Source organism: Thermogemmatispora sp. (assembly GCF_019683755.1).
Lineage (GTDB): Bacteria > Chloroflexota > Ktedonobacteria > Ktedonobacterales > Ktedonobacteraceae > Thermogemmatispora.
Window position 1 is genome coordinate 1 of the sequence record NZ_JADGHT010000033.1, and the last position, 23,018, is coordinate 23,018.

The following is a 23,018-nucleotide window of genomic DNA, read 5'->3' on the forward strand; positions in this document are numbered from 1 at the left end:
GCAGACAGGCGAGCGTAATAATATGATGGCAGAAGCATAACCTCTAGCTTGACAAGCCTGATAGCGCTCCTTAAAATAAGGGACAAGATACGTCATGTAACGTCTGTTGTCCGCTACAGTCCAGATCCATCTATGAGAGGGTGCCATTTCATGGATCTTCCACCTCTGGCGGAACGTGACATGGGTACACTTGTCCATAAAGGAGGCACAGGGGCAAGGTTCAGCGTTGGGTAATTAAGGGAGGGTGGAAAGAGGCAATGGCTAGCCACAAAGTATTCGCCTCCTTCTCGCCAAGCGAGCGCTGACAGGACAGTAAGGGGCTTAGCATGATACAGTTTCTGATCAAGCGCCTCATCGGCCTAGTCTTCGTGGTGATTGGAGTCACCTTCATCACCTTCATCATGGGCTATTTTGCTCCGGGCGATCCAATCCGTACGATGCTGGGTGAGCACTTTTCCCCCCAGCTCTACGCCCAGCTCAAGCATGCCTACGGCTTGGATCTACCTTGGTATCAGCAGTACTGGAACTTCCTCGTTCACCTGGCCCACTTCGATTTCGGCTACTCGTTCAAGACGCAGGGACGACCAGTCTGGGACATTCTCAAAGATGGCGTCCCTGTTTCTATGGAGTTGGCCCTTTGGGCCCTGGTCGTCTACCTGCTGATCGGGGTCCCCGTGGGGATTATCTCCGCCCTCAAGGCTAATACCTGGGTGGATACTCTGAACATGGGCATCATGCTAATTCTGTATGCGATGCCCATCTTTGTCTTCTGCGTCCTGGTTCAGGTGCTGATCGTCTTCATCGACCAGGAAACAGGGGCGAGCTGGCCTGTGGCCAACTGGGGCGAGCCCTGGCACTATACCTGGACCGATATCCAGTACAAGCTTGCCCCCGTGCTCGTCTTCGGGCTGGCAGGAGCTGCCTACTTTGCGCGCATCACGCGGACGAGCATGCTGGAGGTGATGCGCCAGGACTACATCCGTACGGCTCGTGCTAAGGGATTGCCTGAGCGTCTCGTCATTTACCGGCATGCGCTGCGCAATGCGCTCATTCCCCTGATCACCGTGACAGGTGTCACATTGGGCTTCACTATCACTGGTGCTTTTCTCATTGAGAACATCTTCAACATCCCTGGCATCGGCACGATCACTGTTTCATCCGTGCTTGACCGTGACTACCCGGTAATCCAAGCGACTACTGTCTTGCTGGCCATCGGGGTCGTGCTGGGCAACTTGTTGGCGGATATTGCCTATACGCTGGTCGACCCTCGTATCAAGCTCGAATAGGAGGCTTAGCCAATGGATACGCATGACCGAGAGACTCAACCAGCCTCCCCCTTGATCGCCCCGGACACGAACCTGATGTTGCCTGTTGAGCCGGATCTCCTCGTCGAGACACCGGGCGTCATACCCGAGACCGAGGGGCCAAAAGAGCGTAAACCGGTCTCGCCGCTGCGTGAGTCGCTGCGCCGCTTGCGTCGCGACACGCGTGCGATGGTCAGCCTCGGCGTGATTATCTTTATGGTGCTGCTGTCGCTGTTCGGGCCTTTCGTCTATCAGCACCTGGGAGGCATCTACGATAGTCCCGATAATGGGCCGATCCCAGCGACGGTCTACCGCACTTTCTATCACCAGGAGCTGAGCCGCCAGGACGAGCTGCCGTCTGCTCAGTACTGGCTGGGCACCGACGATCTGGGACGCGATATCCTTGCTCGCTTAATGCAGGGCCTGCTTGTCTCCATCAGTGTGGCGGTGTTGGTGGAGGTGATTGACATTACGATGGGCATCCTGGTTGGCGTGCTAGCTGGCTACTTCGGAGGCTGGATCGATCAGGTGCTAGCCCGCCTCACGGACATCATTTTCGCCTTTCCGGGTCTGTTGTTTATCATCCTGCTCACTGGCATCTTCGGCACATGGGCCGATACGACGCTGAGCAACATTCCTATCGTCGGCCCTAATGGGAACGCGCGTCTGCTTCTGGTGTCGGGAGCCTTGGCCCTGGTTTCCTGGCCGCTGATGGCTCGCCTGGTGCGTGGCCAGACACTGCAGATTAAAGAACAACAGTTCATCGAAGCGGCCCGCACCGCCGGTAGCAGCAATTTCAAGATCATCTGGCGTCACATTATTCCTAACCTGTTCAGCATCGTCGTCGTGGCCGCTACTCTCGATATCTCCAATACCATTATCGGTGAGGCGAGTATCAGCCTGCTGGGCCTTGGCGTTCAGCAACCTGGCTCCAGCCTGGGTCTGATGATCTCCGAGGCCAGTAATGCGGTGGATACGCACCCCTGGGAGGTGCTGGTCCCCTCTCTCACGCTGGCGATCCTGGTGCTGGCCTTCTCGTTCCTCGGCGACGGCCTGCGCGATGCCTTCGATCCTCGCACCAAAGACTAAGCGAACCACGCAAGAGCGGAGCATACACCCATGCCGGAAAATTTGCTGGAAGTCAACAATCTCAGAACCTACTTCTTTACTCGCAGTGGCGTTGTCAAGGCCGTAGATGATGTCTCTTTCACCATGCGGCCTGGCGAGGCTCTGGGAGTGGTGGGCGAAAGTGGCTGCGGCAAGAGCGTGACCGCTCTCTCCATTATCCGCTTAATCGCCTCGCCGCCAGGCAAGATCGTCGGGGGTGAGATTCTCTTCAACGGCGAGAATATCTTAGAGAAGAATACCGACGAGATGACGGAGCTGCGCGGCAGCAAGATCTCCATGATCTTCCAGGACCCGATGACCTCGCTTAACCCTGTCTTCACTATCGGGTATCAGATCGCTGAGACAGTGAAGCGCCACCGCAAGGGCATTTCAAACGATCAGGCCTGGCAACGAGCCGTTGAGATGCTGGAGCTGGTCCGTATCCCTGATGCGCGTCGGCGGGCCAAGAGCTATCCTCATGAGTTCAGTGGTGGGATGCGCCAGCGTGTCATGATTGCCATCGCTCTGGCCTGCAATCCGCAGTTGCTGATTGCCGATGAGCCGACGACCGCTCTCGATGTGACTATCCAGGCACAGATTCTTGAACTGATGAAGGGCCTGGCCAAGGAGTTCGGCACCGCCCTGATGCTGATCACCCATGACCTGGGCGTGGTGGCCGGCACCTGCGAGCATGTGATCGTCATGTACGCTGGCCATATTGTGGAGTCGGCACCTGTACGCCAGATCTTCCAGACCCCCGCCCACCCCTATACAATTGGTCTCTTGCAATCGATCCCGCGCCTGGACGAGAAGCGCGGTACGCGCCTGACTCCCATCCCCGGGCAGCCACCTGATCTCTCACGCAATATCGTTGGCTGCCCCTATGCACCGCGCTGCCCGCGGGTCCAACCCCGCTGCCGTCAAGAACGGCCCGAGTTGAAGCCAGTAGGACGCGGTGAGCAGCTTGCCGCTTGCTTCTATCCAAGCTAGTCAGGGAGAAGGACGCTATGGCACAACAGCAGATGGCGACCTCAACAGCGACAGGGACAACGCTGGTCGAGGTCAAGGGTCTCAAGGTTCACTTTCCGATTAAAGGCGGTCTCTTTAATCGCACTATCGCCCACGTGAAAGCTGTCGACGGGGTCGATCTGACGATCCGCCGTGGCGAGACGCTCGGTCTGGTCGGCGAGAGCGGCTGCGGCAAGTCGACGACAGGGCGGGCTATTCTGCAGCTTATCAAGCCAACCGGGGGCAGCGTCAAGCTGAATGGGGTCGAGTTAACAAAGCTACCGCCCTCCGAGCTGCGCAAAAAGCGGGCTGAGATGCAGATGATTTTTCAGGACCCCTTTGGCTCGCTCGATCCACGCTTTACTGTCGGGCAGATTATTGCCGAGCCGCTGGAGAATTTCAAGCGCGGCAATGCGCGCGAGATCCGCGAGCAGGTGGCTCATCTGCTGGAGGTAGTGGGCCTGAATCCATACTATGTGAACCGCTTCCCCCACGAGTTCAGCGGTGGGCAGCGTCAGCGCATCGGCATCGCTCGCGCTCTGGCACTGCGTCCGTCATTCATTGTCGCCGATGAGCCGGTCTCAGCCCTCGACGTCTCTATTCAAGCCCAGGTGCTGAATCTGCTCCAGGACCTGCAGGCCGAGTTTGGCCTGACGTACCTCTTTGTGGCCCACAATCTCTCGGTCGTGAAGCATATTAGTGATCGTGTTGCCGTGATGTACTTGGGACGCATCGTCGAGTTGGCGGAGAGCGAGAAGCTCTATGAGCTGCCGCTGCACCCCTATACGCAGGCGCTGCTCTCGGCCATCCCTGTGCCTGATCCCGAGGTCGAAGCCCGTCGTAAGCGCATCATTCTGGAAGGGGATGTACCCAGCCCAGTGAATCCTCCGTCGGGTTGCAATTTCCACCCACGTTGCTGGAAAGCACAGCAGATCTGCCGCGAAGTGGTGCCGCCACTAGAAGAGAAAGAGCGCGATCACTACGTAGCCTGCCATTTCCCAGGCTGAGCCTCTCCGTCCCCTGCCTGCCTGTCTGCTCGCTCAGCCCTCTATCAGCTCGGGTTGCAGCTCATGAGCAGGCCCAAAGTCCTAGAGGGAAGCAAACAGATATCAACCAAGCAGGGAGCGACACCTTCTGTCTTCTGTCTGCCTTGCGCTGGTCCGCAAGGCAGACAGGTGCGCAGAACAAGGCGTCGCTCCCTTGTGTATTTGCTCCTCGGTAGCTCGGGCTGCCATTACGCTATGCTGCAGCAGAAGAGAGGTGTAACCGAGCCTGGCAAGGCAGGCAGGCGAGGCGCTGGCTGGTAGCCCTGACATAGAAGGCTTTCCCCGGAACAGGTCCGCATATCCCTTTGCTCGCTTACCCGAGACAGGCAGGCAGACAGACAGGCAATATACGGCGGCAGCGTAGGCGGAAATCCTCTCGCTCTCCTTGGAGCGAACTTTGCCTGGAGCAAGGTAGAGAGCAGGAAGGCCAGGGAGACCCCTGCCCCTCTGTCCCAAGAAAGACCCCGAGACACCAGGCAGGTTCTCCCTGTCAATCTTGATTATGCAGCTCTAGCTGCTTAATGCGCAAGAGGAGGCGCAAGCGAGCAGCGAGATGACGTGCGTCGACAGGTTTCACAACGTAGTCGTCAGCGCCAGCGGCGAAGCCAGCGATTTTATCCTGTACTGTCATCTGCGAGCTGAGGATCATCACGGGGAGATGCCGCAAGGCGGACTGACCTCGCACAAAGCGACAGAGGTCGAGGCCATCCTCATTGCCTAGCACAATCTCGCAGATTAACAGGTCAGGCGGCTCTTCGAGGAGGCAGCGACGAGCTTCTTCCAAAGAAGAGGCACAGCGGACCAGAAACATATGCTCCAGGGCTTGCTTGATGCGCCCCTGGACATGTGGATCGTCATCAACGAAGAGCACCCGCGGCAATTGCGCTGTCCTTGGTTCACGAGCCATGAGACGGATAGATATCATCGTCGATCAGCAATTACAGAAATAAGTTTTCAAGCAGCTAGATAAACTGACGCGACAGAGGGAGGGAGACGAGGAGCGCGGCATCCTGCCCGCGACTGCCTTCCTCCTTCTCAGCAAGGATGAGCAGATCAGCCGTCTGCCGGCAAGGCAGGCGAGGCACAAAAGAACTCAGCCACACGCCTACCTAAAGAGCAGCTCGGTTTAGACCTGACTGTTGCGAGCGTAAGCGATCATCACATGCCACGGCAGCAGCGCACTCCAGCGAGGAGAGCAAAGCGGAATAGGCGCTGTCCCCATGCAGTCTAACCCGGCTCACCGCTGCTGTTGCTGCTGCTGTTCACCCTGGCTCCGCATCAATTCATCCATGCGGCGCTGGCGATCGGCGGGAGTCAGGCGCAGAACGCGCTCAATAGCCGCATTGAGGGCGCTAGGCTTAAAAGGCTTAGTCAGATACTCATCAACCCCGGAGAGAAGGCCAGTGAGTTGATCCTCCTCGCGTGTCATTGCACTCAGGATGATCATAGGAGTATCGGCAGTGCGCGCATCGCCCCGCAAGCAGCGCACCAGTTGGTAGCCATCCATCCGAGGCATTTTCACATCGATGATGACGCAATCGGGGTGATGGGCATAGACCTGCTCGAGGCCCTGAACGCCGTCATACGCGACAATGACCTCGTACGAGCCTTGGAGATTGACCGCATATTTAATAAGTTCAACAATAGTTGGATTATCGTCGATGACCAGCACTTTCTTCATCGTCTTTTCCGCCGTATAAAGCCGTCTTGCTCAGGCACTGCACTTTATTTCTCCTCAACAGCAAAGACGACCCACCCCTTTGCATTGTAACACACCTGCGTGGTCTTGCCAACTGAGGCCTTCATGAGTACTAGCCAGTCGAGCGAGTAAGCAAGTAAGCGAGTAAGCAAGTAAGCAAGTGAGTGAGTGAGCCAGTAGAACAATCAGGCCGCTTATCAGGCTGCAGGCCTCTAACCGTGCCATCAATCATAGGGTGCCTTGCCTTTGCGCGCACTGTCTCCCTGTGGTACAATGGAGGCACGAGCTGGCTAGTGAGAGCTTGTGGATCGAGCTATGTCTTGTCAGGCCGCTGTTCTGCGGCCTGTTCCAGTCTAGGGGAGGCTCTTCTCATGGTCGCCTTTGAGCGCTACTCGCGCCAGATCCTCTTTGCTCCGATCGGTCGCCAGGGGCAGGAACGCCTCCAAACTGCTTCTGTAGGGATCGTTGGCTGTGGAGCGCTCGGCACTATGCTCGCTAATCACCTCTGCCGAGCCGGCATTGGACACTTGATCATCGTGGACCGCGACTATGTCGAGCTGAGCAATCTGCAACGCCAGATTCTTTTTGATGAGAAAGATGTCGAGGCCCACCTCCCCAAAGCCATCGCTGCCGCCAGGAAGCTGGAGCAGATCAATAGCGAGGTGCAGATTGAACCGCTGGTGCAGGACCTCACTGCCGAGGAAGCCGAAGCCCTCATACAGCGTGTCGATCTGGTCCTGGATGCAACTGATAATTTTGAAACGCGCTACCTGCTCAATGATGCCTGTGTAAAGTACCGACGCCCCTGGATCTATAGCGGAGTGATCGCCGCTCACGGCGTGACGATGAACATCCTCCCCGGCGAGACGGCTTGTTTGCGTTGCGTTTTCCCTGAGTTGCCTCCGCCTGGTAGTACTCCAACCTGCGATACCGCCGGTGTCCTCAACGGCATCGTTAGTATGATCAGTGGTATCGCCGCCACCGAAGCCCTCAAGATTCTGTTGAACAGTCCACTGATCAGCCGGGCTTTGCTGGTGGCCGATCTCTGGGAAAATACCTTTGAACGTCTGGAGCTACCTCGTCAGGCAGACTGCCCAACCTGCGCCTTTGGGCGCTTCGAGTTCTTGACAGCCTCTCTCCAGCAGAATACTACCACACTCTGCGGACGTAACGCTGTCCAGGTACGTAGCAGTCAACGCGGTACGCACCTTGATCTGGCCGCCCTCGCCCAGCGGTTGCAGGCTCTGGCTCCCGTCCAGCATAACGCCTACTTGCTGCGCTTCAGCGTCGATGGCTATGAGATGACGGTCTTCCCCGACGGACGGGCCATTATCAAAGGTACCGATAATGAGCAGGTGGCTCGCTCGCTCTATGCACGCTATATCGGCACGTGACTGATCTCACGGCCCGCGCAACTTGTCCAGCAAGGGGCGTGTTCCGCGCCCTTCCCTTCCAGGCGGGATGTGGTCAGATCTAGCCTCCCCTGTACAGGTAGGGTCTTGTCCCTCACCTACTCTATGCTATAATGAGGCACAATCCGCCTAGTGGTCTCTTCACTTCTCCATCCGTCGTGCTGACTCTCTGAGAGAGAAAGCTGCCAAGCAAAGACTACAAGCTAGCTCGCTGGCTGGCAAGCAACCAGGAAGAAGACAGAGTGACTGACGACCTCCATCAGCAAGCAAGGGAGTCATGTTCTATGGCTGAGCATATTCTGGTCTGCGTGGCCTGGCCCTACGCCAAAACGTCGACTCATGTCGGGCAGATCGCTGGCGCTTATTTGCCTGCGGATACCTTTGCACGCTACCATCGTCTGGCTGGCAACCATGTACTGATGATCTCTGGCAGCGATGAGCATGGCACGCCGATCCTGGTCGATGCCGAGCGTCAGGGGATCTCGCCACGCGAATTCGTCTCTTACTATCATCGTCAGATCTGCGAGATCTGGGAGCGTCTGGGCATCTCTTGGGATCTGTATACAGAAACCGGTACCGACAACCACTATCGCATTACGCAGGATTTCTTTTTGACGCTCTATCAGAAGGGCTATGTCTATAAAGACACGATGCAGTCGCCCTACTGCCCGACGGACCGCCGGTTTTTGCCTGACCGCTACGTGGAAGGCACTTGCCCCCACTGTGGCTATGCGCAAGCACGGGGCGACCAGTGCGATAACTGTGGGCGTGTCCTGGATCCGGTCGATCTGCTTCAACCTCACTGCCGCCTCTGCGGTAGCAAAGAGCAGCCTCTGCAGATTCGCGATACTGAGCATTTCTTTCTTGATTTGCCCAAGTTGCAAGAGCCTATTCTGCAATGGCTTTCACAGGGCAAGGAGCACTGGCGTCCCAATGTCTATACGTTCACGATGAACTGGCTCAAGGAGGGACTACGCCCACGCGCGATTACGCGTGATCTCGACTGGGGGGTGCCTATCCCGCTGGAGGGCTATGATGAAAAGCGCATCTATGTCTGGTTTGATGCGGTGATCGGCTACTTCTCGGCTACGGTGGAATGGGCGCAGCGCAAGGGCGACCCCGATGCCTGGAAACAGTGGTGGATTCCTGGAATGGCTGATCCTCCAGTGAAGGCTTACTACTTTATCGGTAAGGATAATATTCCTTTCCATACGATTATTTGGCCGGCGATGCTGATGGGCTATGGCAACCGCAATCTGCCCTACGATGTGCCGGCTAACGAGTTTATGACTATGCGCGGCAGTAAGGCCTCAAGTAGTCGTGGCAATGTGGTCTGGACAAAGGATGTGCTGGACCTCTATGGGGCTGATCCTCTGCGCTATTACCTCTCGGCTTCCGCCCCCGAGGGGCGCGATACTGATTTTACTTTTGAGGAGCTGGTACGGCGTAACAATGATGAGCTGGTGGCCACTTATGGTAATGCTGTCCATCGCACGCTGACCTTTGTCCAGAGCCGTTTCGGGGGCACTGTGCCGGAGCCGGGGCCTCTGAGCGCCGCTGATGAGGCGATGCTCGCGGAGGTGGAGAAGGGCTTTCACACTGTTGGGGAGTTGATTAGCCGGTGCCGTTTTAAGGATGGCCTGCAGGCCGCGATGGCCGTGGCTCATGTTGCGAATCGCTATCTCGATGAGCAGGCTCCTTGGAAACGCATTAAGGAGGATCGCCAGGCCGCCGGGACAACGATCTATGTGATGCTGCAGGTACTGAGTGGTCTGCGCGTCTTGCTGTACCCCTATGTGCCTTTCTCGTCCCAGAGGCTACATAGCTACCTGGGATTCGAAGGTGAGGTCAGTAGCTCACGCTGGCAGCTTGAGACCGTGCCGGCAGGCCGACAATTGCCACCTCCTCGGCCTCTCTTCGCCAAGCTGGAGGAGCCTGCCGACCTTCCATCTGCAGACAGCCAGCCACTACGCCAGTGAGTGATTCGCTGCTGCTACGGCTGCTGCTAAGATCAGGGGCTGACCGGCTGGGCTGCGCCCTGCCAGCCAGGTCACGCCCAGGCTCTCGTAGGCCGACAGGCAGATCTATGGGCCTCTCTCGTCGCGCGCCAGTCGGGTGGGTGGAGTCTCTCTGTTCGCCCTTTCGTTGCCCACCCGGCTCGCGCTTTATTCTTCTATCGCTTGCTCTTCGCTCTCACGGAGAGGATAGCCCGCCGCTTGAGCTGCCAGACAGGCAGCTCCCACTACCCCGGAGAAATCGCCCAGGCGCGTGCGTAAGATAGGCGTTTGGCGGGCGGGCAAAGCCAGCGCCACGGTTCGCGCTCGCCTTACTGCACGCTCAAAGAGCAGGTCAATGGCTTCGATGACGCCCCCTCCCAGGATGATGGCCTCCGGATTGTAAAAGTTGATGATCGATGCCAGGCCATAGCCCAGGTAGTCAGCGGCCTCGCTCACGACCTCAATCACAAGCTCATCATTTTGCTGAATGGCGCTGGCCAGCAATCCAGAGCGAATGATGGTCTCGCCGCCTTTGAGCTGGAGTAGAGCCTCATCGGCGAGTACCGATTTGCGACCATGATGGATCTCGGCCAGGATAGCACGTGTGATGGCCGTGCGCGAGGCGTAGGCTTCCAGGCAGCCACGTGCGCCACAGCCGCAGATGCGCCCGCTGGCCTCGACCGTGATATGGCCAACCTCGCCAGCGGTACCAGAGAGACCTGTATAGAGTCGCCCGTTTTGGATGATGCCGGCACCGATGCCTGTGCCGATAAAGATACAGACGAAATTTTTATAGGCCCGTCCAGCCCCATAAAGGTACTCGCCCAGGGCAGCTACTTCAACATCATTGCCGACCGCAACCGGGCGCCCGAACTCAGCGCTGAGCAGGGCCGCGACTGGCATATTGCGCACCCCGAGATTGGGGGCCTCTAGAATCACGCCTGCTTGACGATCAATCTGGCCGGCGGCGCCAATGCCCACTGCAAGCAGCTCGCGCCCATTGTGCAGGTCAGCGGCCTCAAGAGCGGCGTGGGCTACTTCCACCACTCGTCGGGCGACGAAATCCTGCCCGCGTTCCGCCTTCGTCCGTTTGCGCGCCGAGGCAATCACTTCGCCACTGGCAACGTCGATGACCGCCGCTAGCGTCTTTGTGCCTCCCAGGTCGATGCCAAGGGCATAGGTCGCCGTATGCCCCGCGTGATTCTTGGCCATAGCTCTCTCCTCAAGACAAACAGAACGGCACTGCCAGGCGGCTAATCTGCCCCTCGCTCATGCCGCTAGCTCCTCGTAGCGTGGATAGAGCGCTCGCTTTACAGGTACGCCTCGCGCTCTCGCTCTGCCCGCCAGTTCCTCTGCTACTCTTGCCGAAAAGGAAGGCTCAGGCTCGGTTCCACATCAAGATCAAGATCATGCCGCTCGCCACGCAGCAAGTGGAAGAAAGCCGCCGCCGCGACCATGGCAGCATTGTCTGTGCAGAACTCGATCGGTGGATACTGCAACTGGATACTCAGCGGCGCCAGTTCTTCCTCCAGGCGTGCCCTCAGAGCGACATTGGCCGCCACCCCACCAGCTAGGAGAACCTGGCGTACATGATACTCTTGAGCCGCCATGCGTGTTTTGACTGCCAGGACATCAACTATAGCTTCCTGGAAGCTGGCAGCCAACAGGCCAATATGAATCTGACCGCGCCTGGCTGCCTCACTCCCCATCGTTGTATAGCGGCTTATTTGACGGCCTCCGCTGGGCAGCGGACGACCCGATTGCTGATCAGCTACGAGTCCTTCGGCCAGATGCAGCATCGCGGTCTTTAAGCCACTGAAGCTGAAGTCATAGGTTCCCCGCAGCCAGGCCCGGGGCAGACGATAGGGATTGCGCGCCGGCAGGGACTGCTGCCGGAGCTCCTCTTCAGCCAGGCGTGCTGCCTGCTGAATAGCCGGGCCGCCGGGATAGCCCAAGCCCAGGATGCGCGCTACCTTATCAAAAGCTTCTCCTGCCGCATCGTCGCGTGTCCGCCCTAGCAGGAGATAATCGGCGTGGTCGCGCATAAGGACCAGCTCGCTATGCGCGCCAGAGACGATCAGGCAAACCAGGGGGAAGAGTGGATCGCCGGGCAGATAGGCACGCTCCGTCTCCTTTTCTGCTGCGCCGGCTTGGGGGTCAGAATCCAGCGATTGGCGCAGCCAGTTAGCATAGATATGGGCCTCCAGATGGTTGACCCCGAGGAAGGGCAGGTCACGGGCCAGGGCAAGGGTCTTACCGACAGTCAGCCCTACGAGCAAGGAGCCGGCCAGGCCGGGACCATAGGTAGCAGCAATAGCGTCGATCTCCTCCCAGCCGCAGTGAGCTTGCTGCAGGGCCGTTTCAATGACCGGCAGGGCGGCAGCTAGCTGCTGCCGTGAGGCAACCTCCGGTACAACTCCGCCGTAGCGTTCGTGAATCTCTGTCTGCGAGGCAACCACATTGGCTAGGACGTAGCGACCATCTTTGACAATGGCCGCCCCAGTCTCATCACAAGAGCTTTCGATCCCGAGAACGAGCATAGTTCACCCCCTTTCTAGCATGATTGGAAGGCATTCATTGCTAGCCGATCCAGGCCTTGCCCCACTACTCTCGTCCGATAGGGCCGAGAGCGCTAGCTCCTTGCTTAGCCCTGAGCCTCCAGCTTCCGCAGTAGAGCAGTCTTTTGCTCCTGAAACTTCTGGCGATAGGCCGGACTATGGATCTCATCGGTCCACATGATCAGCGCATCCTCTTGGTTGTCGCTGTAGTAGCGGTGGCGCAGACCGGCCTCACGGAAGCCATACTTGCGATAGAGATTCTGCGCAATGTAATTGGAGACACGTACCTCAAGCGTGACCCATCTGGCGCCAATGGAATAGGCGATATCGATTAAACTGGTGAGTAAGAACTCTCCAAGACCCTGACGGCGATAGTCAGGATGCAAGGCAATCGTTGTGATATGTGCCTCGTCGACCATGAGCCACAGCCCGGCGAAGCCAATGATCGAAGCGAGCTGCGGTGAGGTTGTCGCCGTCGACGAGCGGCCCGGCAACAGCGACAGAGGGAAGAAGCGCCGTGGCTTCTCGGTTTCAGAGGCTGCAGGCTCCAGGTGCTCCTCCAGAATCTTCTTGTCCCGCAGGACAATATAGTGCGCCCAGCGGTTATCTTGCAGTTCCTTGCGATAAGCACTAGGAGGCCAGGTCGATGGATAGGCCAGACGCTCAATCTCGATCACCCGAGGCACGTCTGACAAAGTCATGCGTTCAATGACGTAACGCACGTTCTTCCCTCTCTGTCTCGCGTTGAGGTAGTGAGCGCGGCTGATCTACCGCGTTCAGCAGCGGTTGCTTACGTGCACTGGCGGTAATGGCAGGCGGACGCAAATAGAGCGGCTCCAGGCGTAAAGGATCATCACTCTCGCCACGCAATAAGCGTGGCAAGGCGAGCGAGGCCAGGGTTGCGGCCCGCCTGGTGGCCTGCAACGGCTCAGCGAAGGCACACTCGGGAAGAGAGGAACGTAGAGTTGTCCAGGTGGCCGCCCTTATCTCTCCACAGAAGAGAAAAGGCGGAAGCTCACGACGCCCCGGCACAGCCAGCGCTGTGGCAGCCAGTTCCTGGAGATAGGCAGCCAGCTGCTGAGGAGGTAGCAGCACATAGTCCCCGAGCCGCCGCAGCTCCTGGACCAGTCGCCCCTGCTCATCTCTGCTTTCTGTAGCGAGGTAGCAGGCGGCATATAGTTCTGAGCGTCCTGCTTCTAACACCGCGCAGATCGGACCTGGCCAACGGCGCTGTTGTGCCGCAATGACATCTAATGTGCCTATGCCAAGCAGCGGCTTGCCCAGTGCAAAGGCTAGACTACGGGCCGTCGCTACCGCCACTCGCACCCCATTAAAGGAGCCTGGGCCTAACGCGACCGCCAGGGCTGAGAGATCCGCCGGACGCCAGCTACGACTGACTAGCAACCGGCGGATTGCAGGCAACAGCTCAACGCTATGATTGTTCTCGACAAGCCAGGTCTCTTCTGCATAGAGCGTTTCCTCTGAGCAGAGAGCCAGACTGGCCTGGCGCGTGGAGGAATCAATTGCCAAGAGCAGCATAGGTATTTTTCTGGAATTGTTGCAGCAGATCACAATAATACGATCCTACGGCCTCGAAGAGGAGCGCGCGCTTTGTCTCGCTGAGTAACTTCAGGCGGACGCGGAGATACTCGCCAGACCAGAGGGCCGCAGCCTTGTCAGCCCATTCTACCACGCAGACTCCCGTAGGATTCGCAAAGTAATCTTCGAAGCCCAGATCGAGTATCTCTTCGGGATGCTCCAGGCGATAGAGATCGAAATGGTAGAGCGCCAACCCTTTGGCGTGCGTTGCCTGCTCTGCTCCGCCTCTACGCGGCTGGCCACGGTACTCCTTCAGGAGTGTAAATGTCGGGCTGCTGACCACCTCAGTGATGCCTAGACCTTGAGCCAGCCCCTGGGTAAAAGTGGTCTTTCCCGTTCCTAGCTGGCCAGCCAACAGGATCAGCTCGCCACCGCGCAGCAGCTCGCCTAAGCGCAGGCCAAGCCGTTGGGTTTGGGCTGCGCTATGGCTGATCACGTCAAGGGAACAGCTCACCTCTTCTTGAGAAGCACCAGTCACGCCGTCTTCCTTTTCCCCTGCTATAGCCGTGGCTCAAGTATCTCTTGAGCCTTTCCAGAGAGCCTCAAATTATTATAACACAGTCCTCCTTGCTTCGCTTCAGCCGATTTTCTTCCCACAGCTAGAGCAATAGAGCGCCCGTGCGCGCACTAACTGGCCACAGTGGGGGCAAGGCACCTTATCCGCCACTCGAGGATTGTTGCTAGCCCCGGTTACCCCCGGAGCACCTCCCATCCCACTCCCGGCTGCCGTCTGATCAGTTGGCGAGGCCGCTGAAGCCACTGGAGGCGGTGTATAGTCACGCGTTGGCTGCGGAGCAAACTGCGCCGGCTGATAGGTCTCGTTCTTGATTTCCTGTAGCTGTTGCTCTCGATTACGCAAATCTGCGTCCAGCTCCTGAATGCTGGCGCAAATGCGCGCGAGCTGCGGCTGCGACAGCGCTCCCTGCTGATAGAGTGTCATAGCCGCCGTGGCCAGCTCTTCTAGCAGAAGCTGACGCTGTTTGAGTAACTGATCAATTTCTCCCTGCTTGCTTCGAAGCCGCAGCTGTTTCTGCGCCTCCCACGTCGTACGGCTAACTGCAGCCGAGACAAGATGTTTTGCCGACTCGACAAAGTCCGCCATCTTTGCTGCTCCTTCTCTCTCTCAGTTGGCACAGTGAGCGAGCGCCGAAGAGCTTCGGCAGGCTATTCTCCTCGCTGATAGAGATGTTCACTACTGGTCTTCTGCATTTGTCTGCGACCTCCGCCTCTGTTGAGGTGCAGAGGCAGAATGGAAGCACGAATGAGGTTGGCTTACTAGGGGGCCTCCTGGCGAGACTCTACTCCTCGTACTCCACAGCGCCGCGATGGATGCGCAGCGCCTCTAACCGGCCAGTACTGCTGAGCTGGATGGCCACGACATCAATGCGCCAGGGGCGCTCATAGGCCCCATGCAGCTCGAGATAGTGAGAGGCCACCTCGATCAGCTTGCGTCGCTTGCGGGGCGTCAGAGCTTCTTCAGGAGGTCCCCAACCAGTGCCGCGCCGTGTCTTGACCTCAATAAAGACTAACTCCTCTCCTTCGCAAGCAATGAGGTCAATCTCCCCAGCTCGGCAGCGAAAATTGCGCTCACAAATGCGATACCCTCGCCGCCGCAGAGCGGCGGCTGCTAGATGTTCGCCCGCCCGGCCAAGCGCGCGCTGGCGTTTGGCTCGCGACTGACCGACAAGGTCCTGTGCCCTCCCCTGGCCATCAGCTTCCTCGTGATTAGGACAATTCATGAGAGTAATACGCCTTCCCCACTACGAATGTTGTATCCTTCCTACCAGAAGAGCATCAGTGAGCGAATGCTCTTGCTTTCTGTGCAAGGATAGCCCAGACAGCGACGAGTTGCAAGCAGACGAGGGAGCGTCCTGAAAGATGCTTGGCTTGACGGTCCAGTAACTACAAAGGAGAGGAGCAAGACCAGAGATGGAGACTCAACAGGCACTTGTCTTTCTGCATGGCGCAGGTGGGAGCGCACGCAGTTGGAGCGCGCTCCTGGAGCACCTTGGCAGCTATCCGGCGTTTGCCATTGATCTGCCCGGGCATGGTCAGCGCCCGGATACCCTGCCGGCAGAGGTAACAGTCAGTGACTACGCGCGAGTTGTCTGGGATATTGTGAACAATGAGCTACAGATCCGAAGGCCGATCATCGCCGGGCATTCGATGGGCGGAGCCATCGCGCTGACGCTGGCCCTGGAACATGGCTCAGAGCTGTCTGGGCTGATCTTGATAGGAACTGGCGCTCGCCTGCGGGTACGAGCTGATTTGTTGGAGGCTGCGCGCACCGCTTCCCCCGAGGCCTTACAGGCGCTGGCCACCTGGAGCCTCGTCCCTACGAGCAGCGAGAGCCAGCGCGCCCAGTTCCAGCGAGAACTAGCCAGGGGTAGCGCTTCCCTGTATCGCGATCTCCTGGCCTGCCACACCTTTGACTGCATGGCACGCCTAGGAGAGATCTCTTTACCCACCTTGATTGTGGTAGGCGCAGAAGATCAGATGACGCCCATCAAGTATAGCCAGTACCTTCATGATCACATCGCAGGCTCAACGCTCCAGATCATCCCCGCGGCTGGCCATGCCCTGATGCAGGAGCGGCCCGAAGAACTAGCTCGTGTCATCGCTGCCTGGCTGGCAGCAGCCCCCTCGACGCCCTCCCCTGGTTCATGCTACAATACAGCCAGTGGTTTCCCTCACGAACAATAGAGCAAGCAGGGCAGCAACGGCCCTTCTTCATACAGAGCATTTGCGATAGATAGGGGGCAACGGTATGTCAGGCCATTCGAAATGGGCACAGATTCGCCGCGCTAAAAGCGTGAACGATGCGCGCAGAGGCCAACTGTTCACGCGCCTCGGGCGAGAAATCGCTGTCGCCGTGCGCGAGGGAGGGAGTGGAGACCCCGCCGCCAATCCGCGTCTGCGCATGGCTATTCAGCGCGCGCGCGATGCCAACATGCCGCTCGAAAATATTGAGCGCACCATTAAGCGAGCGCTCGGCGGAGTGGAAGGCACTAACCTCGAAGAGGTGACGTATGAGGGCTACGGCCCCGGCGGGACAGCCATTCTTATCGAGGCAATGACTGAAAACCGCAACCGTACAGTTGCGGAGATTCGCAACGCCTTTAGCCGCAACGGCGGGAGCCTGGGTGAGACCGGCAGTGTCTCCTGGATCTTCGAGCCGCGGGGAGTAATCGAATTGGCCCTGGACGGGCATGACCCCGATGAGGTCTCTCTGGAGGCGATCGATCTGGGCGCCGAGGACGCCGAGCCTTCCGAGGATCAAACCTTGACGGTCTATACAACACCGGCTAACCTGGAGAAGGTACGCCAGGCCCTCCTGGAGAGGAATTATAAGATTCTGAAGGCAGAGAGCACGATGGTTCCCAAGACGCGCGTTGAGCTGCATGATGCCCGAACGGCCCATCAGCTCATGCGACTCGTAGAGAAGCTCGAGGACCTGGACGACGTCCAGAACGTCTACTCTAACGCCGATATTCCTGACGAACTGGTGGCCTCCTATGAGTAGGGCTTGTGGCAGCGGCGAGCTGGGAATCAGAGCGTCCTTGATGGTCGCTCTGTCTTCCCATCGGTCGCGCTCTGAGGAAGGCGGCACGCCCCTATGACCCAGAAGGCTCCGCCACGGCGGGTCGCCCTGGGCATTGATCCCGGGACGGCAATTGTGGGCTATGCCGTTGTCGCAGCCCAGGGCGACAGATTAAGCCTACTTGCGTGCGATGTGATCACTACACCCGCCGGTATGCCCCTACCTCAGCGTCTCCAACATATTTACACGCGTCTGGGCGAGATCATCGCTACCCATCAGCCGTCGGAGGCCGCGATGGAGGAACTCTTTTTCGCGAAAAATGCCCGCACGGCGATGATGGTTGGTCAGGCGCGCGGTGTGGCCATGCTGGCTCTGGCTAATCATGGCCTGCCCATTGCCGAGTACACACCTCGCCAGGTGAAACAGGCAGTTACTGGCTACGGTAGTGCAGACAAGGCCCAGGTCGGGGAGATGGTGCGGATTTTGCTGAACCTGCGCGCTGTCCCTCGCCCTGATGATGCGGCGGACGCAGCGGCCATTGCCATCTGTCACCTCCATAGCTCCCACTTGATGAGGGCCAGCCTCCTTTCAGGGGATTTTCATCCCTCCTCAGAATCAGGAGGATGGTAATCATTCCCCAAAAAGTCAGCAGCCGTTACTCAGATTACGCCAGTGGCGTTACTTCCTATACGACAACAGAGGGAGAAATATAGGCAGGCAGGGATGATCGCAAGCATTCATGGCATTCTTGAGGCACAGCGCGAGGACCATCTGATCATCCGTGTGGGAGGCTTCGGGCTACGCGTCTTCGTGCCTGCCTCAACTCGCAATCGCTTCAGCACCCCTGGCAGCGAGGTTTCGCTTTATACCCATTTGCACGTCCGTGAGGATGGCCTGGCGCTCTATGGCTTTGCCGAGGAGGCCGAGCGCGATATGTTTGAACTGCTGATTGGGGTCAGCGGCGTGGGTCCCAAGGTGGCACTGGCACTGCTCTCGGTGCTTGATGCCCCCACATTCTACCGCGCGATTGCTCAAGAGGATGTACAACTGCTGGCCCGTGCCCCCGGCGTAGGTAAGAAGCTCGCCGCTCGCCTAGTGCTGGAGCTGAAAGGAAAGGTTCCAGCCGTGGCCCCGGGGACTCCTACGACGGGCGGTATTCGGCGCTCGGAGGTGCTGGAGGCGCTGGTAGGGCTGGGCTACAGTCCGGCTGCCGCCCAGGCGGCTATCGCTCGTCTGCCTCAAGATCAGAATCTGACGCTCGAAGAACAAATCACCCTGGCCCTGCGCTCCCTCGCCCGCGAACTCTGATCTATCTGAGTGACGGTCGCCGTAGCAGGTAGGATTCGCAGAAAACGCCTATTTCTGGAGGATGCTGATGGCAACGGACGAATTGCTGCCGCCAGCATGTGCTTTCGCTGTCTCTGTCCTGGCTGAATATGAGCAGGACCCCGAGGCCGTGCCCGAGGAGGCTGTTGAGGCTGCCCGCCAGCATATGGCCTCATGCCCACGTTGCAAGGAAGCCTCGGCAGCTAGCGCTACTAAGCGCAAGAAAAAGAAGGTACGGCGTGCCTCTCCGTCGGAATCTTCGGCCCCGGCGGAAGGCGACGAGGCGGCTGTTGCCGCGTCGGCCCTGGCGAGCGCCGAGCCTTTCCAGGCGCCGCCTCCGCCTGCCCAGCCGCCTGCTGCTCCAGCTTTTCCCTCTCCACTACCTGGTTCCGAATCGCAGGAGCAGACGATTCGCATTTCACCTCCCTCGGCTGGCGATGGCCTGATCGATTGCCAGCAGTGTCGCCAATTGCTGCCCGAGTACGCCGAAGCTATGGATAGCGGGCAGAATGTGGCCTTGCTTTATCCAGAGGTTCAGGCTCATCTGCTCGTCTGCGATACCGGCTGCCTGGTATTGCTGGATCTCTTCCGCCAGGAGGCTAAGGCTAACCGCAAGTATCGACGCCGCCCGGTACGTGATCCTTTCCGTGTGATGTGGTGGGAGATCAGCGGCTTTTTCCGCGGTGGCCTGGTACCGATTGCCCCACGTGCTCTGGCCTTCGGTACCCTGATTCTGGTCTTACTACTGACCTCTTTGACGGCTTTCTTGGCCATCCGCTGGGATGACGCTCGTTACTACCATCCCCCCAATACGCACTTACTGCCAACACCCGATGGGATCGGGCTGAGTGACGGGCTGAAAATCTTCGATGCCTGTAACGCCGCCGGTTACCAGGATAAGCGCCAGGCAGCTCAGGCCATGCGCGAGGGCAATAGCAAGAAGGCTGAGGCTCTGCTCTCGGCAGCGGTCTCTATTAGCGATACAACAGGCTGCAACAGCGCTGAAGCGGCGATTTATCGCGAGGATCTGCGCGTGCGCCTCTCGGGGCATCCCTACGGCATTATTGTCGTGAGCTTCGACAGCGGTCCCGGTGTGGCTGATCCACAGGGCGGAACCGATCGCCACATTCTCTACGCCGCCTATACTCAGGAGCTGGTCGGGGCCTATATCAGTCAGGAGCAGTACAATAGCGCCCAGATGAAGATTCCAGGCGCACCTCTGCTGTACCTGGTGCTCGCAAATACAACAGGAGAGGAGGAGGGCGCGCTCCAGATCGCTAATACAGTGGCAACGCTTAATGCCAAGGGGAACTTTCAGGATTTCGGTCTCCAGGTCAGCGGACGACCGCCGATCCTGGCCGTACTGGGACTGGCTCCCAGCCGCTTGACAGAGGTGGTGCTGCCGGTGCTTTGCCGCGCCGGTGTTCCTCTGATTGCACCGACGGCCTCGGGCCTCTTTATCATTGACCTGCTGACACAAACTTCGCTCTACCGCCATTGTTCTCCTGGCTTCGCCTTTATCCGCTTCTCGGCAGATGACTCGGCTCAGAGCCGTGCCGGAGCCGATTATGCCTATAATGAGCTGGGAGCGCGTAACGTGGCGATCTTTTACGACCCAAGCAATCCCTCCTCCAGTAGCTCCGCACACTATTTTAGCCAGTATTTCACGGCTCATCGGCATGCACGGATCGTGGCTCAGGAGACCGCTGTGGCCAGTGGTCTTCTCGACGCTAATGGCCGCCCCCAGGCTTCGCGCGACGATCTGCTGGCTGGCCTGAAGGATGCTCTGCAAGCCCAACCACGACCCGATCTCATTTTTGCCCCCCTGCTTTCGAATGATGTGATGACACTGGCGGAGGCGATCGCTCAGCTCCCACGCGATCAGCAGCCGATTCTGCTGATCGGAGGGGAGTTCGTCCAGCCAACGGCCATTCAGAAGCTGGTGCCCTGGGTTCGTCAAAATCAGCTCGCACTTCCTCGTATTTATGTGACGGTCAGCAGCGCTGCTCGCCCTCCCAGTGGAGATAGTCCCTGGCCTAAGCAATTCTACGCCGCTTTCTGCACACTCTTTGCTTCGCCCGGCAGCTTCTGCAGTGGAGCCGCCGCCCTGGACCAGGGAGCGCTGCTCTTCGGTGACGGCGTTGAAATGGTGGCCCTGAGCCTTAGCCAGAACCAACAGCCCGGGCAACAGCCTCAGAGCAACCAGGGAGAAGGAGAGAGCCAGGCCCAGGCCTCACCCTCTTTCCCCACTCCCGCTCAGCTCGTGCAGCGGATCAGCAATCAGAGTTTCAATGGCGTGAGCGGTCCCATCGCGCTGCGCTTCTGGGATAATGTGCTGGTGACCAGCACACGTGCAGCGCCGGCGATCTTGGAGCTACAACAGGATGGTAGCATCCAGATCGCTCAGTGATGAGCGCGAGGAGCAAAGCTAGACCCTTTGCTCCTCGCGCCCCCTGCTGAGAACGCCAGAAGCAGAGATGAGCCATAGGGACAATAGAATGCTAGGCCTGCTTTAGCTGCCTCAGAGGATCAGCCCGACAGCCACCCCTTCAGTTCACATGCTTCCTGTTTGCTGATTGCTAACCAATAGCCGGCAGCTCTGAGCAGATGATGCCGATTGCTCTGTAGACCTGACCCGGTCGCCCAACCTCGACCGTCGCCATACCTATATTCCGCTAGCTTCAGAAGGTAGGGCGACAAAGAAATCACTTTCAGCAAGTGGAGACAAGGCAAGGAGAAAGTCGTGAGATAAGCTGAGAGCCTTAGGGTATGTGGAGAGCTGAGCAATGGAGCTACTCATTGCAACACTGGCCCATATCAGACCAGCATACGAGATTGATGCCCAGTCACAGGTACGACAGGTTACTGAGTCGCTGCGTCCAACTCCCGGCCTGCTGAGCGTGCGTAGTTATGCTAGCCGCGACAGGCGCTATCATCTGCTGCTCAGTACCTGGGAGAACGAGGAAGTGTGGAGGAAAGTACGTGAGCGCTGCAGTCCCGCTCGCCTGCTGCAGGAGATGGCAGGCCCCCAGCTCATGGATGTGCCAGAGCAATGGGCGATGCGCTATATCTGGGGCTATGTGCGCCCGGCGGTGAGCCCCACCCTGGCGGTAGCGCTGCTGGCCCGTGTTCATCCAGAGCAAGCTGAAACCATCGAGCAGCACTGGTTAGAAAGCCTCCATCGCCAGGCGGCAGAGTTATTGATGGCTTCAGCCTTCCTGGCCCGTGGACAGGAAGAGGCTGGACTGCAAGCAGGAGACAGCAGAGAGGGCGAGAGACACGAGCCAGGCTATCAACGCTGGGGAGCCGTCTTTCTTAACCTTCTAAGTTGGGCGAGCGAAATCGAGCAGGAGGAGTTTTACACTCAACCAAGCTACCAGAATTTCAACTTGCAACTGCACCAGGCAGCGCTTGTCCAGATGCTAGCTCTGGAGCAGCCTTAGCGCAGTGGCTTCCTCCTTGCCCGGCTAGCGCCCTAGCTGATCCACCGGACAGGGCAGGGCCAAACGCAGGCCAGTTGCTCATTGTTGTTCTCGCTGCGCCCTCGGCGGACCAGAGAGGGCAGGGCAGAGCAAAGGCCTCCTCCTTTTTAATCGCTGGAGCTTTCGGCCACTGGCTTGGCATAGTATTTCTGCAGCTCGGACCAAAGGAGGGCGCGGTCTCGCCACATAGCGGGCGTAAAGATATGATACTCCCCATCACAGAGAGGGACCTGAGTGGGGCAGACCCGATGAGGGGTGAGGCGAAAGCGAATAGTATCCTCGACCACCTCGACCCAGATGTGGCGTCCCGTATAGCCCGATCCCCATTTGAGGAGCACTAGCGTATCGTACTCTTCAAAGCGTCCGCGTCCTTTAAGCATCTCTCGATCAAGACGGCGCAAGAGCGAGGGGAGATCGCTCTCTCGCATAATGCGCCGGGCATTTTCTCGCCGCGCCTGACGTTGACGCTCAGCTTCAACCAGTAACTCTTCTGACTGACTCATACTAGAGGTCTCAGCCGTCCTTTCTTCTCAAAAGAGCCTGAGATGATCAGCAGACCAGCTCGCGTTTGTGAAAGAGACTTAGCTGTCCTGCCGCCGATCATTCACCATTTGCCTGGTGGTCATCCCTCCCACCATAACGATCAGCCTTGGGTTCACCAAGAGCATAGCATAAAGAGGAGGCTGCGACCAGGAACACGACCCAGCCAGCGAGCAAGATCGCTACGATCCTCCCTCGTTCCGCTCCTAGGGTCGCAGGCGCACCTCATAATCACTGCGAGCCTCTTCGCCACAGAGGGCAGGGGCCAGCTCACGCTTATTAAATTCCCATCCCCAGCCGAGAGCCGTGACAGGTAATACAGAGGCACTCGACGAGAGCGGCAGCGAAGAGGCAAGAGGCTGATCGAAGCAATCAGCGATGCCACGGGATGAAATATAG

At 58.4% G+C, this 23,018-nt stretch carries 23 protein-coding genes; 12 read left to right on the forward strand and 11 right to left on the reverse strand.

Going from position 1 to position 23,018, the window contains the following annotated elements; genetic code table 11:
- Positions 1 to 326 precede the first annotated feature (326 nt).
- Genes IRZ24_RS04275 through IRZ24_RS04290 form a run of 4 tightly spaced genes read left to right on the forward strand, consistent with a single transcriptional unit; the run spans position 327 to position 4,426 of the window.
- A complete protein-coding gene (locus IRZ24_RS04275) occupies positions 327 to 1,286 on the forward strand; it encodes an ABC transporter permease (protein WP_297160712.1) in 960 nt (319 codons plus the stop codon).
- Between the two features lie 12 nt (positions 1,287 to 1,298).
- Entirely contained in the window at positions 1,299 to 2,393 is a 1,095-nt protein-coding gene (locus tag IRZ24_RS04280; RefSeq protein ID WP_297160713.1) for an ABC transporter permease, read from the forward strand.
- Positions 2,394 to 2,423: 30 nt separating this feature from the next.
- The gene (locus tag IRZ24_RS04285) at positions 2,424 to 3,401 is read left to right on the forward strand and encodes an ABC transporter ATP-binding protein (protein WP_297160714.1); all 978 of its coding nucleotides are present in this window, start codon (positions 2,424 to 2,426) and stop codon (positions 3,399 to 3,401) included.
- Positions 3,402 to 3,418: 17 nt separating this feature from the next.
- Positions 3,419 to 4,426 (forward strand): ABC transporter ATP-binding protein, encoded by a 1,008-nt coding sequence (locus IRZ24_RS04290; RefSeq protein ID WP_297160715.1) that lies wholly within the window; start codon positions 3,419 to 3,421, stop codon positions 4,424 to 4,426.
- Between the two features lie 529 nt (positions 4,427 to 4,955).
- Here IRZ24_RS04290 and IRZ24_RS04295 read toward each other — a convergent pair.
- Positions 4,956 to 5,372, reverse strand: a complete 417-nt coding sequence (locus IRZ24_RS04295) for a response regulator (RefSeq protein WP_297160716.1) — start codon at positions 5,370 to 5,372, stop codon at positions 4,956 to 4,958.
- 330 nt (positions 5,373 to 5,702) lie between these two features.
- The gene (locus tag IRZ24_RS04300; RefSeq protein ID WP_297160717.1) at positions 5,703 to 6,146 is read right to left on the reverse strand and encodes a response regulator; all 444 of its coding nucleotides are present in this window, start codon (positions 6,144 to 6,146) and stop codon (positions 5,703 to 5,705) included.
- A 389-nt stretch (positions 6,147 to 6,535) separates the two neighbouring features.
- Here IRZ24_RS04300 and IRZ24_RS04305 point away from each other — a divergent pair, with 389 nt between their 5' ends.
- Together IRZ24_RS04305 and metG are read left to right on the forward strand one after the other, a co-directional pair.
- On the forward strand, positions 6,536 to 7,558 hold the full coding sequence (locus tag IRZ24_RS04305) for a ThiF family adenylyltransferase (RefSeq protein WP_297160718.1): 1,023 nt from the start codon (positions 6,536 to 6,538) through the stop codon (positions 7,556 to 7,558).
- Positions 7,559 to 7,818: 260 nt separating this feature from the next.
- Positions 7,819 to 9,555 (forward strand): methionine--tRNA ligase, encoded by a 1,737-nt coding sequence (gene metG, locus IRZ24_RS04310; protein WP_297160719.1) that lies wholly within the window; start codon positions 7,819 to 7,821, stop codon positions 9,553 to 9,555.
- A gap of 186 nt (positions 9,556 to 9,741) precedes the next feature.
- Here metG and IRZ24_RS04315 read toward each other — a convergent pair whose 3' ends face one another.
- The 7 genes from IRZ24_RS04315 to IRZ24_RS04345 form a co-directional block, all read right to left on the reverse strand.
- Positions 9,742 to 10,785 carry an ROK family protein gene (locus tag IRZ24_RS04315; protein ID WP_297160720.1) on the reverse strand — a complete coding sequence of 348 codons (1,044 nt, stop codon included), beginning with the start codon at positions 10,783 to 10,785 and terminating at the stop codon, positions 9,742 to 9,744.
- 143 nt (positions 10,786 to 10,928) lie between these two features.
- A complete protein-coding gene (gene tsaD / locus IRZ24_RS04320; RefSeq protein WP_297160721.1) occupies positions 10,929 to 12,113 on the reverse strand; it encodes a tRNA (adenosine(37)-N6)-threonylcarbamoyltransferase complex transferase subunit TsaD in 1,185 nt (394 codons plus the stop codon).
- Between the two features lie 104 nt (positions 12,114 to 12,217).
- A complete protein-coding gene (gene rimI / locus IRZ24_RS04325) occupies positions 12,218 to 12,853 on the reverse strand; it encodes a ribosomal protein S18-alanine N-acetyltransferase (protein ID WP_297160722.1) in 636 nt (211 codons plus the stop codon).
- Complete coding sequence (tsaB, locus tag IRZ24_RS04330) at positions 12,837 to 13,670, reverse strand: tRNA (adenosine(37)-N6)-threonylcarbamoyltransferase complex dimerization subunit type 1 TsaB (protein ID WP_297160723.1); 834 nt, start codon at positions 13,668 to 13,670, stop codon at positions 12,837 to 12,839. Before tsaB ends, rimI begins: the two co-directional genes overlap by 17 nt.
- Positions 13,651 to 14,208, reverse strand: coding sequence for a tRNA (adenosine(37)-N6)-threonylcarbamoyltransferase complex ATPase subunit type 1 TsaE (gene tsaE, locus IRZ24_RS04335; protein WP_297160724.1), 558 nt, complete (start codon positions 14,206 to 14,208; stop codon positions 13,651 to 13,653). The genes tsaB and tsaE overlap by 20 nt, the downstream gene beginning before the upstream one ends.
- 99 nt (positions 14,209 to 14,307) lie before the next feature.
- The gene (locus IRZ24_RS04340; RefSeq protein ID WP_297160725.1) at positions 14,308 to 14,832 is read right to left on the reverse strand and encodes a hypothetical protein; all 525 of its coding nucleotides are present in this window, start codon (positions 14,830 to 14,832) and stop codon (positions 14,308 to 14,310) included.
- A gap of 196 nt (positions 14,833 to 15,028) precedes the next feature.
- Positions 15,029 to 15,469: a YraN family protein gene (locus IRZ24_RS04345; protein WP_297160726.1), complete on the reverse strand. Its 441-nt coding sequence runs from the start codon at positions 15,467 to 15,469 to the stop codon at positions 15,029 to 15,031.
- Between the two features lie 190 nt (positions 15,470 to 15,659).
- On the opposite strand from IRZ24_RS04345, the gene IRZ24_RS04350 reads away from it, so the two are divergent.
- From IRZ24_RS04350 to IRZ24_RS04375, 6 genes are all read left to right on the forward strand, one after another.
- Positions 15,660 to 16,433 carry an alpha/beta fold hydrolase gene (locus IRZ24_RS04350; RefSeq protein ID WP_297160727.1) on the forward strand — a complete coding sequence of 258 codons (774 nt, stop codon included), beginning with the start codon at positions 15,660 to 15,662 and terminating at the stop codon, positions 16,431 to 16,433.
- A gap of 64 nt (positions 16,434 to 16,497) precedes the next feature.
- Positions 16,498 to 17,253: a YebC/PmpR family DNA-binding transcriptional regulator gene (locus tag IRZ24_RS04355; RefSeq protein ID WP_297160728.1), complete on the forward strand. Its 756-nt coding sequence runs from the start codon at positions 16,498 to 16,500 to the stop codon at positions 17,251 to 17,253.
- 93 nt (positions 17,254 to 17,346) lie between these two features.
- Positions 17,347 to 17,901, forward strand: coding sequence for a crossover junction endodeoxyribonuclease RuvC (gene ruvC / locus IRZ24_RS04360; protein ID WP_297160729.1), 555 nt, complete (start codon positions 17,347 to 17,349; stop codon positions 17,899 to 17,901).
- Positions 17,902 to 17,994: 93 nt separating this feature from the next.
- Complete coding sequence (gene ruvA / locus IRZ24_RS04365) at positions 17,995 to 18,579, forward strand: Holliday junction branch migration protein RuvA (protein WP_297160730.1); 585 nt, start codon at positions 17,995 to 17,997, stop codon at positions 18,577 to 18,579.
- Between the two features lie 67 nt (positions 18,580 to 18,646).
- A complete protein-coding gene (locus IRZ24_RS04370) occupies positions 18,647 to 21,007 on the forward strand; it encodes an ABC transporter substrate-binding protein (RefSeq protein WP_297160731.1) in 2,361 nt (786 codons plus the stop codon).
- 376 nt (positions 21,008 to 21,383) lie between these two features.
- Positions 21,384 to 22,040 carry a hypothetical protein gene (locus IRZ24_RS04375; RefSeq protein ID WP_297160732.1) on the forward strand — a complete coding sequence of 219 codons (657 nt, stop codon included), beginning with the start codon at positions 21,384 to 21,386 and terminating at the stop codon, positions 22,038 to 22,040.
- Between the two features lie 146 nt (positions 22,041 to 22,186).
- Here IRZ24_RS04375 and IRZ24_RS04380 read toward each other — a convergent pair whose 3' ends face one another.
- Together IRZ24_RS04380 and IRZ24_RS04385 are read right to left on the reverse strand one after the other, a co-directional pair.
- Positions 22,187 to 22,582, reverse strand: a complete 396-nt coding sequence (locus IRZ24_RS04380; RefSeq protein WP_297160733.1) for a hypothetical protein — start codon at positions 22,580 to 22,582, stop codon at positions 22,187 to 22,189.
- A gap of 243 nt (positions 22,583 to 22,825) precedes the next feature.
- On the reverse strand, positions 22,826 to 23,018 hold a 193-nt coding region (locus tag IRZ24_RS04385; protein WP_297160734.1), incomplete at its 5' end, for a hypothetical protein.